The organism is Allotabrizicola aquatica (SeqCode) (genome assembly GCF_965194375.1).
GTDB lineage: Bacteria > Pseudomonadota > Alphaproteobacteria > Rhodobacterales > Rhodobacteraceae > Tabrizicola_A > Tabrizicola_A aquatica.
The window spans coordinates 1-11,298 of sequence record NZ_CBDAEL010000010.1; the positions used below are offsets into that span (position 1 = coordinate 1).

General features: G+C 59.2%; 14 protein-coding genes and 1 tRNA gene. 1 reads left to right on the forward strand and 14 read right to left on the reverse strand.

Annotation, left to right across the window (positions count from 1 at the left end; genetic code table 11):
* Positions 1-182 precede the first annotated feature (182 nt).
* The gene (locus tag AC72UB_RS11665) at positions 183-758 is read left to right on the forward strand and encodes a hypothetical protein (RefSeq protein WP_505189939.1); all 576 of its coding nucleotides are present in this window, start codon (positions 183-185) and stop codon (positions 756-758) included.
* Positions 759-843: 85 nt separating this feature from the next.
* Here the strand turns inward: AC72UB_RS11665 and AC72UB_RS11670 are convergent, their stop codons facing one another.
* The 14 genes from AC72UB_RS11670 to hisD form a co-directional block, all read right to left on the reverse strand.
* Complete coding sequence (locus tag AC72UB_RS11670; protein WP_505189940.1) at positions 844-1,641, reverse strand: hypothetical protein; 798 nt, start codon at positions 1,639-1,641, stop codon at positions 844-846.
* A 557-nt stretch (positions 1,642-2,198) separates the two neighbouring features.
* Positions 2,199-2,274: transfer RNA gene (locus AC72UB_RS11675), tRNA-Phe, on the reverse strand.
* A gap of 95 nt (positions 2,275-2,369) precedes the next feature.
* Positions 2,370-2,546, reverse strand: a complete 177-nt coding sequence (locus tag AC72UB_RS11680; protein WP_463291212.1) for a DNA gyrase inhibitor YacG — start codon at positions 2,544-2,546, stop codon at positions 2,370-2,372.
* Complete coding sequence (locus tag AC72UB_RS11685; protein WP_505189941.1) at positions 2,543-3,589, reverse strand: ribonuclease E/G; 1,047 nt, start codon at positions 3,587-3,589, stop codon at positions 2,543-2,545. Before AC72UB_RS11685 ends, AC72UB_RS11680 begins: the two co-directional genes overlap by 4 nt.
* On the reverse strand, positions 3,586-4,161 hold the full coding sequence (locus tag AC72UB_RS11690; protein WP_505189942.1) for a Maf family protein: 576 nt from the start codon (positions 4,159-4,161) through the stop codon (positions 3,586-3,588). Before AC72UB_RS11690 ends, AC72UB_RS11685 begins: the two co-directional genes overlap by 4 nt.
* A gap of 60 nt (positions 4,162-4,221) precedes the next feature.
* Positions 4,222-4,440 carry a translation initiation factor IF-1 gene (gene infA, locus AC72UB_RS11695; RefSeq protein ID WP_108434436.1) on the reverse strand — a complete coding sequence of 73 codons (219 nt, stop codon included), beginning with the start codon at positions 4,438-4,440 and terminating at the stop codon, positions 4,222-4,224.
* A 112-nt stretch (positions 4,441-4,552) separates the two neighbouring features.
* Complete coding sequence (locus AC72UB_RS11700; RefSeq protein ID WP_505189943.1) at positions 4,553-5,416, reverse strand: carbon-nitrogen hydrolase family protein; 864 nt, start codon at positions 5,414-5,416, stop codon at positions 4,553-4,555.
* A gap of 2 nt (positions 5,417-5,418) precedes the next feature.
* Positions 5,419-6,003, reverse strand: a complete 585-nt coding sequence (locus AC72UB_RS11705; RefSeq protein ID WP_505189944.1) for a GNAT family N-acetyltransferase — start codon at positions 6,001-6,003, stop codon at positions 5,419-5,421.
* The gene (locus tag AC72UB_RS11710; RefSeq protein ID WP_505189945.1) at positions 5,996-6,409 is read right to left on the reverse strand and encodes a ketosteroid isomerase-related protein; all 414 of its coding nucleotides are present in this window, start codon (positions 6,407-6,409) and stop codon (positions 5,996-5,998) included. Before AC72UB_RS11710 ends, AC72UB_RS11705 begins: the two co-directional genes overlap by 8 nt.
* Before the next feature lie 105 nt (positions 6,410-6,514).
* Positions 6,515-6,976, reverse strand: a complete 462-nt coding sequence (locus tag AC72UB_RS11715) for an arsenate-mycothiol transferase ArsC (protein WP_463291218.1) — start codon at positions 6,974-6,976, stop codon at positions 6,515-6,517.
* Positions 6,973-7,449 carry a UPF0262 family protein gene (locus AC72UB_RS11720; RefSeq protein WP_463291219.1) on the reverse strand — a complete coding sequence of 159 codons (477 nt, stop codon included), beginning with the start codon at positions 7,447-7,449 and terminating at the stop codon, positions 6,973-6,975. Before AC72UB_RS11720 ends, AC72UB_RS11715 begins: the two co-directional genes overlap by 4 nt.
* A gap of 120 nt (positions 7,450-7,569) precedes the next feature.
* Entirely contained in the window at positions 7,570-8,076 is a 507-nt protein-coding gene (locus AC72UB_RS11725; protein WP_505189946.1) for a transglutaminase-like cysteine peptidase, read from the reverse strand.
* A 673-nt stretch (positions 8,077-8,749) separates the two neighbouring features.
* The gene (locus AC72UB_RS11730; protein WP_505189947.1) at positions 8,750-9,607 is read right to left on the reverse strand and encodes a hypothetical protein; all 858 of its coding nucleotides are present in this window, start codon (positions 9,605-9,607) and stop codon (positions 8,750-8,752) included.
* Between the two features lie 298 nt (positions 9,608-9,905).
* A complete protein-coding gene (gene hisD, locus AC72UB_RS11735) occupies positions 9,906-11,213 on the reverse strand; it encodes a histidinol dehydrogenase (RefSeq protein WP_505189948.1) in 1,308 nt (435 codons plus the stop codon).
* Positions 11,214-11,298 lie beyond the last annotated feature (85 nt).

Here is an 11,298-nt window from a genome sequence, read left to right on the forward strand (position 1 = left end):
TATTCGGCTGCCAGCTCCGACACTGTGCGCTCGCCTTTCAGCGCCTCTAACGCAACACGCGCCTTGAACGCCGCGTCATGGTTCCTGCGTTTCTTCATGTTCTGATCTCCTCGTTCTTGGAGACCAGCAGACGTCAGATCGTAGCTTCCGTCACTGTCCGATTTTCGGGGAGTAGCTCACTTTTGAACAACATAAAAGCAACTGAAGCCCTGCTCGGTGTAGTAAAGACTAACTCTGCATTATGGAAATGGGTGCTGCTTTCGTCCCATGCCAGTCTTCAAAGTCTTGCTGTCTGCAAGCTTACGAGAACTGATGGCTTTGGCGCGATGACAGACGAAATCGAGCGTCAAATACAGCAGTTTTATCAAGACAAGAAAGATACCTTTCACAATGCGGACGACTTCGCAAAGCTTGCGTCGAAGCAGCATGTTGCGACGTTTCCCGTTTTGATGCGGAGGTTGGGGTATAGAGTACCCACAAAGGAGGGGTTCCAGTCTGAAAATAACCTGTCTCTACGTGCGCTTTATATCCTCCACGAACATAGAAATACGTTTTTGCATTACCCACCAATCAGCTTTAGCGTTAAAGAGGCAGACTTAGTCTTTCTGATTAAAACAACATTTTCAATTATTTCCCACGAGCTCAGCCTCGACAATTGGAAGAGGCAACCTCTTATTGTAAGCTGCGATATAGACCCGCTGCTGAATGCCATCGATCAACATTTCGCAGATTTGCATAGTCGATCGTCAGAAATCTAATTTCTGACTGATATAACCTGAGGGTGCCCGCTATAGCGTTATGCCCATTGGGCGTCTTTTTGCTCTCAAAATCTAGCTCAACGATCTACCTCGTCATCTCATAGGCTTTTTGGAAGGCTAAGTTATACTCTTGGTTAAGTTTTCTAATGTTCGAAATTACGTGTCGAATCGCCAAGACTACTTCTTCATCTGCATCATGTCTTGCAAGCTCAGACTTGAGCGAGTTACTTTCCTCAACTAGTTTTAGGAAAAGTTCGCTATAGGTCCCTTGCAATTCGCTCGCGTGACCGTCGAAATTCTTGACTTCTTCAAGTCTAGCCGACAGTTCCTTCTGATCTTCTTTTATCTCCAAAATTCGTTCATGAAGGCTTTCGCGCTGCTGCCGCATAATCACATCATGTCGATCAATCGCTTCACAGATTTTCTCAATAGATTCATCCGCCTTGTGGAGTTGTTCAGTTTTCATGCCTTCTAGGCTTCTCGTTTGCAGCTTTACTGCTAGAGAAGTGAGTTGACGAGTGTAGGTGTCGCAAAGCAAAGGTATGAGATTCATCTTACTTTCAACAATTTTCCAAGAGTTCTCCCTTTCAAGATTGTCTAGGGTGGCTGAAACCTCTTGCTTATATAGCTCATTAGCCTTCACTTGTTCATCCAACTGCTTCGCCTGCATAAAAATTGCAACCACGATAGCCGCAAGCGCAAGTCCTGTGAACAGACTATTGAGGGTTCCAAATGAATCACCTATTGCCGAAGTAACATGTAGAAACTGAATCTCAGAATTCAGAAAGAGTTCAGCATTAAAGAGCAAGAGCATAGACAGAAGCCACAACGTGAAGACGAAGATCACCGCGCCAAAAAGCCACCACAAGTAAGTTCTGTTCATTGCCCCTGCCTCGCCTCTAGAAGTGAAGTGCTAGACTTGCACTACCTTGCGGAAAGTATCTCCGCATCGCAAGTGGTGTGTTGCGAGCGCATATTGCGCTCCAGCGGTAGCAAACATTGTGTCAAATCAACCTATCTTTGGATTGCGTTCCAGACACTTTGATGCGACGGCAATCCAAATCACTGAGTTCAGAGCACTGTGCTGCACTTGCTTTATCCCGTCCGCAGACGCGAACACTGTTTTACCAAAGTCACTGACGCACTGAGCGGTCCCTACAGCACGATCCAGCAGTTCCGGCACACTTGGGGGATGCAGAAGGCGCAGAATGCGCTCAAGAGCTCCCGTAGAGCCCGTAAGCACAGCAAACGCTGTGTTACACCATCAAACCAGTTCACTGTGTCCAACACACCAAACCCATTCACTATGTTCAACATAGCAAACGAGTCGGCAGAGTTACTTAACTGACGCACGAACGCTTGCAGAACTGTGCTATGACTGTGCAACGCACGAATTCCGAAGTGTGCTGTGCGTAAGCGTTTGATTTTACAGAGTAAAAGTGGTGCCCAGAGCCGGAATCGAACCAGCGACACGCGGATTTTCAATCCGCTGCTCTACCAACTGAGCTATCTGGGCACTGTGCAAGGCATGACCTTGGTTGGTGGGCGGGTGATAGTGCAGCGGGCTTTCGCTGTCCAGAGGGTTTTGGCAGATTTCCGCGGCTTTTCCGCTTATTGCGGGCGGGCAGGGGGATCGGTCAGATCGGCGGGGTTTTCGTCGTCGATCGCCTCGGCGGGAATGGCGTAGTCGCCGCGCAGCCAATGGGCCAGATCGACATCGGCGCAGCGGCGCGAGCAGAAGGGGCGGTATTTCGGGTCGCTGTCGCGGGCGCAGATCGGGCAGCTCATGCCATAAGCTCGGCCAGGGCCAGCCGGTCGCGGCGGCGGGTAAACTCGTAAAGGCCAAGCGTCGTCCAGCCTGCCAGCGTTACATCGGGGCCGTCGCCTTTGAAGGCGGCGCGGATCACCTGTTCCAGAATGGCGCGGTCTTTCTTGGGTTGTGGGGCAAAATCCACCACCACTTGCCCGCCCAATCCCCGCAGCCGCAATTGGCGCGGCAGGTCGCGGGCGGCGGCGATATTGGCCTTGAGCGCCGCTGCGGGCGAGGTGTCAGGGCCGGTGTTGACATCGACCGCCACCAGCGCGCGGGTGGGTTCAATCATCATATGCCCGCCACCCGTCAGCGCCACACGTGGGCTGATGAGGGCGTCGATCTGCTCCAAGACACCATGCGCCTCAAACCCGCCGGTGCGGTCTTCGACCATATCGGGCGCGGGGCTGGCCCAATCGCGCCACGCGGTTTCATGCGCGCCGGGGCCGTCGAGCAAGAGTTCGGGCGGCCCGTCAAGATCAGCCAGAACGGCCGTCGCCAGATCGCGCATCGCGGTGATGTCGGCGGCAATCTCGTCCTCATCCCCCTCCAGCGCGGCCGAGCGGATGATGAGGCCAAGGCGGGGGTCTGCCCCGGCCATGGCTTGCGTCGCAAGATCGTTCAGTGCGGCGCGGGTGTCTTCCTCGCGGATCGCGCGGCTGACGTTCAGGCCGGGGGCGTCAGGGGTGACGATGGCAAAGCGCGATTTGAACAAGAGCCGCGTGCTGACCGGGGTGGCTTTGCCGGGTTCGGTCGGGGCCGAGACCTGCACCAAAAGGCGCTGGCCGGGGCTGATGCCAGAAATCTGTCGCAGGAAACCTGACCCGCCGTTCGGCAGTTTCACGAAGATGCCACCCTGACCCTTCATCGGGCGATCCGCCACCGCGCGATAGATCGCGCCGGGCAGGATGCTGTCACCTTCGGGGTCAATCGCCAGCTCTTCCAGATGCCCATCCACCAAGAGGGCGGCGGCGTCGCGGCCCTTCAGGCTGTCCAACAGGACCACGCGGCCAGATGTCATGCTTGTCTCCACACGGGATAGCCCGCGGCTTGCAAAAGGGCGGCGGTTTCGGCCAAAGGCAGGCCGACGATGCCGGTGAACGAGCCGGAAATCCACGGAATAAAGGCGCCAGCTGCCCCTTGGATGGCATAACCACCCGCCTTGCCCTGCCAGTCGCCGCCCATGAGGTAAGCGTTCAGCTCATCATCCGAGAGCCGCTTCATTTTCACCGCCGAGACGCTTTCGCGCGTCCAGAGGCGCGCCCCACGTTTCACGGCAATCGCGGTGATCACCTGATGGCGCCGCCCGCCGAGTGCGGTCAGAAATTCGGCCGCCTCGCCCGCATCGCGGGGTTTGCCGAGGATGCGGCGGCCAAGCGCCACCGTGGTATCGGCGCAGAGCACGAGGTCATCGTCGCCCGCCTTAACCGCCATCGCCTTTTCCCGCGCCAGTCGCGCGCAATAGGGCCGCGGCAGTTCGGCCCGCTTGGGGTCTTCGTCGATATCGGGGGGAAGGATCGCGTCAGGCGTGATGCCAAGCTGCGCCAGAAGTTCTTTTCGGCGCGGGCTGCCTGATCCGAGGATAAAGCGCATTAGGATTTTCCGCGCAGTTGGGTCCGAAAACCGGTTCCCACTTTTCGGACTGCGCTCACGTTACTTGAAGCGATAGTTGATGCGGCCTTTCGACAGGTCGTAGGGGGTCATTTCCACCTGCACCTTGTCGCCTGCCAGAACGCGGATGCGGTTCTTGCGCATCTTGCCTGCCATCACCGCGATCAACTCATGGCCGTTGTCAAGCTCGACCCGGAATGTCGCATTGGGCAGGAGTTCCTTCACAACGCCGGGAAATTCGAGAATGTCTTCCTTGGCCATGGTCACTCCAATGGGGGTTGGCCCGCTCCGGGGTTCCGGCGGCAGGCATGGGGCGGCATATGCGCCGGAATTTGGCGGTTTTCAAGGGAAAAACGCGCATTCGGTGGATTGGTCAACGCAGACGGATACGGTCGTGTTGTTCTGGCCAATGGGCGTGGTTCAAAACGCCCCCATCGCGGCGCACCTCGCGGATGGCGTCGAGGCTGACCTCGGCGATGGCCCAGCCCGGTGCATTCAGCGCGGTTTCGGCCAAGATTCCGGTGGGTGGAAAGCCGCGGTCTGGCGGGCCATAGATGCTGGCGGCACCCACGTTTTCGTCCACCGCCGGGCAGAAATCGCACAGGCCCACCGTGGGCGAATGGACCACAACGCATTGATTTTCCAACGCCCGAGCCATCGACCCCACCCGTACGCGGGTGAACCCGGCAAGGCTGTCGGTGCAAGACGGCGCCAAAAGGATTTCCGCCCCCGCCTCGACCAGATTGCGCGCAAGAAGCGGGAATTCGCTGTCATAGCAGATCACCACACCGATGCGGCCAAGGTCGGTGTCAAAGGGCGCAAGGCCGGTGCCCGCGACCACATCCCAAGTCTCGCGTTCAAACCGGGTCATGATCTGCTTGTCCTGATGGCCGATGATGCTGGAAGTCCCATAAAGCGTGGCGCGGTTCACCGGACGTGGCCCCGTAAAGACCGGGCCAGAGGCACCAAGGATATAGACCCCGTGGCGCGCGGCCAGTTCGACGTGAACCGCATCCACCGCAGGCTTCCAGCGCGCCACCTCATGCAAGGCGGCCTCAAGGTCTTCGGACACGCTGCGTCCGCCCAGACTGGCCAGTTCCATCGCGCCGTATTCGGGAAAGGTCAGCAGGTCTGCGCCTTGGGCGGCCGCATCATTCACCCAAGCGCCAAGATGGGCGGCGAAATCGTCGAAATGGTTGAACCATGTCAGCGGATAGGCGGCGGCGGCAAGTTTCACAATCACACCCCCCGCATCCAGAACTGCAACTGCTTCACGCTCTCGCCCGCGTCCCCCACATCCTTCCAGGCAAATTCGGCCAGCACGCCCGGCAGTTTCGCATAGCCGCGCCCTGTCCAGAAGGCATCATTGGTGCGGTAGGTTTCGGGACAAAGCGGATGCGTGTCGGGCCGCACCACCGAGCAAAAGGCAACATGGCTGCGGCCGTGGGCGCGGGCATGGGCCTCGCGCAGGTCAAAGAACCTGTGCCCCAAGCCCTGCCCACGATAGGCGGGTAACAAAACCGATTCCGCGCCATAGAGGATCGATCCCGCCGGCCGGCCCATCTGGCGCAGGGGGGCGGCAAAGCCCTCGGCATGGTCTTCCATGAAGGTTGAGGTCGAGGCCCCGACCAGAAGCCCGGCATCAAAGGCCCCGACCAAGAGCGCCCCGGGGTTGTCGCGGTAAGTGGTCAGATAGGCGCGCTCATAGTCGAGTGTGCCGTCGTAGAGATAGGGCCAGTCGCGAAAGACCGCGATGCGCAGGCGGGCCACATCATCAAGATGCGCCTCAAGCTCGGCCCCGGTCAGGGCGCGGACCTCAACCATGCGAGACCTGACGGATCCAGTCATTCATGTTGTAATAGGTGCTCACGCGGGTGATTTTCCCGTCTTTCAGGGTGAAAAACCCACCTGCAGGCAGGACATAGCGCTGGCCGCGTGCCTCGGGCAGGCCGGGGTCGGTTTTCAGATACTGGCCATGCACCACAAACTCGGCCGCGCCGCGTGTGCCTTCGGCATTGGCCATGATGACCATTTCCTTCAGCTCTTCGCGGTAGGTTTCGGACATATGGGCGCAAAACTCGGCAAAGGCGGCTTTGCCCATGCGTGTGGCACCTTCGTTCACATGGTGCACAAACTCATCATGCAGCGTGTCGATCATGCCTGCGGTGTTGCCGGCGTTGAAGGCGGCGTAATAGGCAGCGATGGTGGCTTCGGCTGTGGCGCGGGTCATGGGGCTCCTCCGGTTTGGCAAATATGTGCCATGCTGTCGGGCTGGGGCCAAGTCGGAAAGGCCGTCCTTGGCGCGCATTTGCGACATGTTGCTTGGTGGATGGCCTCAGGCCGTCGGCGGGCCAAAGCGTTCAATCAGCTTGTCCCGGATCTGGTCGCGCACCTGCCGATAGGCGGCCATCTTGGCCTCACGCGTGTCACCGCCCAGCGATGTCGGGTCGATGATTGGCCAGTATTCTACGGTCAGATGGTAATGCTTTGTCAGGTCCAGCGCCTGCGTCTTGGACCGGGCTGACAGGGCGATGATCAGATCATACTGGCCCAGATCGTCGCCCAACTCTTGCATTTCTTCAAAGCTGCGGCTGCGATGGCGCGACAGTTCGATCCCCATCTCGGCGCACACGGCCACTGAAAATCCGTCAATCTCCATGTCGTTCTTGACGCCCGCCGACTGCACATAGGCGCGCTGACCGTAGAACTTTTTCATCAAGGCCTCGGCCATGGGGGAGCGCACGGCGTTGTGATCGCAGCAGAACAACACAGCCTGAGGAAATTCGCCCACGCTCATCCCCAATGCAAAACACAGATCAAGGTGAACAACCGCCGCGATGTGGCGGTATCGACCACGGCCTTGCCCTCCAGCCGTTCCTGCAAGACGCGAGCGCCTTCGTTGTGAATGCCGCGCCGCGCCATATCGATCGCCTCAATCTGGCTTGGCGGCAGGCGTTTCACCGCATCAAAATAGCTTTCGCAGATCTGGAAGTAATCCTTCACCACCTGCCGGAAGGGGCCAAGCGACAGATGAAACTCCCCCACGGGGGTTTCATTCTCGGTCGAGATGGAAAACACCAAGCGACCCTCGCGGATCGCGAGGCCCAGACGATAGGGACCAGCCGGAATCTCGCGCCCTTCGCGCAGAGGCAGGCCAAAGGCGTTCTCTTCGAGCAAATCGAAGATCGCAACCTTGCGTTCCTGTTCGATTTCTGGCGTCGGGCGGGCAAGCCCGCGCTCGTCAATCTCGATGTGACAGATCTTATTCATCGCTTACCGTGTTTCAATGGCTGTGCCGCAGCCGTCGCCCCTGGCGCAAATGATCTGTCCACGCGTGCCCCGTCAAGCACAACCTTGTACCGTTGCAGGTTGGCTGTGAGAGGCCGAATGTCAGTTCCAGGCCAGAGGATCGGCACCCGACATCGACAAGACCCGATAACCACTTTTCCGCAAGGAAAGCAGCGACCTGGCAAGATTGTCTAAAACATAGTCACCTTGATCGGTTTTCACGATCAGAATGGCGTGACCTTCACCTTCGCTTGTCTTCACATACGCGATGCGCATGGCGCTGGGTGGAAAGCCGTCTGAGACCAACCGCGCGCGCTTGGCCAGCACGTAATCTTCGCAATCCCCGACTGTTTTTCCAACAGTCCAACGGTCCAGTTGTCCATCGGTACGCGGCCTTATCGCCTTGTTGACGGCCCGATTGACCCGGTCGAGATGCGTCAGTGTCGCGGTATCCAGATGGATCCGGTCCGCGCCACCGCCTTGGCATTCTTTTGGGGTGCGAAGGCACATGATTTGGAAGCCTACGGGCGCTGCTGTGCCGCTTTGCGTGGCCATGACCGGAGCAGGCAGCGTAATCGCCAAGGCGACAGCCACGACATAGGTCCGCATCGGGATAAACCTTCGGATTGTGGACGTATTCGTCATTTGCCCTCCGGGTTGTAGTGGTGCCCAAACGGCTCCAACACGGGGGATGATTCTCATGAAACTGCGGCTTGGCCAAGTTGCCGCCATGGCAAGCGCGGGGAAATTGTGTGTCTAGACATTGGCAAAAATGCTTAGCAGCCGCGAATTAGTCCTGAAAACCTATATTTATTATATACTTAAGGTGCAGAAATATACTTCTTGATGAAGGCGCGCGTAAGGCAAAATAAGGAGTCGAAAAAAAGACATAAAAGTGCAATTATAGAGAATATTGCAGCGAAATTGTGTCGCTTTGTGCCGTTTTCCTATTCGTTTCCATTTTCAAAACAATTAATTTCAAAGGAGTGGGGGAATGCTTCCACGTTTTTCATCACATGTTACGGCCATGACTTTAGCGATTCTTGGTGCGTCAGTTGGCCCAAGCTGGTCCTTGGGCGCAGCAGATCAACTGATCGAGGCTTGCAAATCTAGCGATCAGGCCTGTGAGGCCAACATTGAGGCATTTGCCAGCGTCGTGCCAGCGGGTGGGCAGCGTGATCGCGTTCTTTCCACCGTTGCAGCTGACCTTGCGGAGGCGACCCTCCTGGCCGGGACAAGCGGCCGCCAATGCAGTGTTGCTCAGACCGGCATATTGGCCCTGTCACAGAAAGCAACTGCCACAGCAACACGCAATCAACTCACGACATTGGCCGCGTCCATCTGCGGTGCGTCGATTGTGACTGCATCCACCGGTAGTACCGGCGGTGACACGGGTGGTGGTAGCGGCGGTGACACGGGCGGCGATACCGGCGGTGACACTGGCGGCGATACCGGTGGTGACACTGGCGGTGACAGTGGCGGTGACACGGGCGGCGATACCGGCAGTGACACGGGCGGCGCTACCGGTGGTGACACTGGCGGTGATACTGGTGGAGACACGGGCGGCGATACCGGCGGTGACGCTGGTGGCGATACAGGTGGTGACACGGGTGGCGATACCGGTGGTGATACTGGCGGCGATACCGGCGGTGACACGGGTGGCGACACTGGTGGCGATACCGGCGGTGACACTGGCGGCGATACTGGTGGCGAAACCGGCGGTGACACTGGTGGCGAAACCGGCGGTGACACTGGCGGCGATACCGGTGGTGACACTGGGGGCGATACCGGTGGTGACACGGGCGGCGATACCGGTTGCGGCGCGTGCGGCGATACAGGTGGTGACACGGGTGGTGATACCGGTGGCGACACGGGCGGTGATACCGGTGGTGACACGGGCGGCGATACCGGTGGTGACACTGGCGGCGATACAGGTGGTGATACCGGTGGCGACACGGGCGGTGATACCGGTGGTGACACGGGCGGCGATACCGGTGGTGATACTGGCGGTGATACGGGTGGCGATACCGGTGGTGACACTGGTGGCGGAAACACCAACAACAACGGGACCAACAGCGACACCTCCCCAGGTGGAAGCGGTGGAAACGAGAACGGCCCCGGCGGGTCTGACGGCGGTCAAGCCGGCGGCAATGGTGGTGGCCAAGGCGGCGGAAACACTGGCGGCGGAAACACCAACAACAACGGGATCAACGGCGACACGTCCCCAGGTGGAAGCGGTGGAAACGAAAACGGCCCCGGCGGGTCTGACGGCGGTCAAGCCGGCGGCAATAGTGGTGGCCAAGGCGGCAATGCCGGCGGAAACGGTGGTGGCAAGAAAGACAAATAGGGGTCAACTTCGGCCTGGTAGCAGAACACTCTGCAAGCCAGTTTGTTTTCCCTTTTCGAAACGCAGCCCTAAGGGGCTGCGTCTTTATCTGTCAGATCGGCTTGTTCAGCTTGGCCAGCCGCGCCGTTACGCTAAGCCCATGCGCCTCTAGGCTTTCGCTGCGGGCAAGCCGTTCGGCAGAAGGACCAATGGCGGCCAAAGCCTCGGGCGTCATTTTGGCCAGCGTGGTGCGCTTGACGAAATCCAGAACCGACAAGCCCGAGGAAAACCGCGCCGAGCGGGCGGTGGGCAGCACATGGTTCGGCCCGCCGACATAGTCGCCAATCGCCTCAGGCGTCCAAGCGCCGAGGAAGATTGCCCCGGCATGGGTGATTTCGGCCGCAAGGGCGTCGGGATCGGCCACACAAAGCTCCAGATGTTCAGGCGCCACCCGGTTCGACAGGACCGCCGCCTCGGCCAGATCACGGCACAGGATCACAGCGCCAAAATCGCGCCAAGAGGCCCCCGCAATGGCGCGGCGCTCCAGCGTCTCAAGGCGTTTCTCGACCGCTGCAACCACGCGCGCAGCAAAACCCGCATCAGGCGTTATCAGGATCGACTGCGCACTTTCGTCGTGCTCGGCTTGCGAAAGCAGATCCAGCGCGATCCAATCCGGATCATTGTCTCTGTCCGCAATGACCAATATCTCCGACGGCCCCGCGATCATGTCGATGCCAACGCGGCCAAAGACGCGCCGCTTGGCCGCCGCCACATAGGCATTGCCCGGCCCGGTGATCTTGTCGACGGGCTGGATCGTTTGGGTGCCATAGGCCAAGGCCGCCACCGCCTGCGCGCCGCCAATGCGGTAGACGGTATCCACCCCAGCAATCTCAGCGGCCAACAGCACCAGCGGGTTCACCACACCCCCGGGCGTCGGGCAGGTCACCACCAACCTCTTGACCCCTGCGACTTTGGCCGGAATGGCATTCATCAAAACCGACGAGGGGTACGAGGCGAGCCCCCCCGGCACATAAAGCCCCGCCGCTGAAACCGGCGTCCAGCGCCAGCCAAGGGTGGACCCGGTGGCATCCTGCCAGAGTGCATCCTCGGGCATCTGGCGCGCGTGATAGGCGCGGATCCGGTCGGCCGCGAGTTCCAGGGCAGCGCGATCTTCAGGTGCGACCTTGGCAATCTCGGCCTCAATCTCGGCTTTGGTAAAGGCCATGGTCTCGGAGGTCAGCACCAGCTTGTCAAAGCGTGCGGTCAGCTCCAGCACGGCCGCATCGCCGCGCGCGCGCACATCGGCGATGATGGCTGCTACCGCATCGTCAACGTCAGGGCTGTCCTCGCGCTTTTGTCCCAGAAGGGTGGTAAAGCGGGCCTCGAAATCGGCGTCCTTTGTGTTCAGAAAGCTGGGCATCGGCCTCTCCTGCAACCTGCGCCCGTCCTAGGCCAAAGCCCGCAGCGCCGCAAGAAGAAGGGGGCTGTCTGCCCCCTCGCCGCAT

Coding starts and splice junctions, on each gene's coding strand:
- AC72UB_RS11670 (WP_505189940.1), bottom strand. CDS start 1,641: ATGAACAGAACTTACTTGTGGTGGCTTTTTGGCGCGGTGATCTTCGTC.
- AC72UB_RS11685 (WP_505189941.1), bottom strand. CDS start 3,589: ATGACATCTGGCCGCGTGGTCCTGTTGGACAGCCTGAAGGGCCGCGAC.
- AC72UB_RS11715 (WP_463291218.1), bottom strand. CDS start 6,976: ATGAGCGTGGGCGAATTTCCTCAGGCTGTGTTGTTCTGCTGCGATCAC.
- AC72UB_RS11710 (WP_505189945.1), bottom strand. CDS start 6,409: ATGACCCGCGCCACAGCCGAAGCCACCATCGCTGCCTATTACGCCGCC.
- AC72UB_RS11720 (WP_463291219.1), bottom strand. CDS start 7,449: ATGAATAAGATCTGTCACATCGAGATTGACGAGCGCGGGCTTGCCCGC.
- AC72UB_RS11705 (WP_505189944.1), bottom strand. CDS start 6,003: ATGGTTGAGGTCCGCGCCCTGACCGGGGCCGAGCTTGAGGCGCATCTT.
- hisD (WP_505189948.1), bottom strand. CDS start 11,213: ATGCCCAGCTTTCTGAACACAAAGGACGCCGATTTCGAGGCCCGCTTT.
- AC72UB_RS11680 (WP_463291212.1), bottom strand. CDS start 2,546: ATGAGCTGCCCGATCTGCGCCCGCGACAGCGACCCGAAATACCGCCCC.
- infA (WP_108434436.1), bottom strand. CDS start 4,440: ATGGCCAAGGAAGACATTCTCGAATTTCCCGGCGTTGTGAAGGAACTC.
- AC72UB_RS11725 (WP_505189946.1), bottom strand. CDS start 8,076: ATGCGGACCTATGTCGTGGCTGTCGCCTTGGCGATTACGCTGCCTGCT.
- AC72UB_RS11690 (WP_505189942.1), bottom strand. CDS start 4,161: ATGCGCTTTATCCTCGGATCAGGCAGCCCGCGCCGAAAAGAACTTCTG.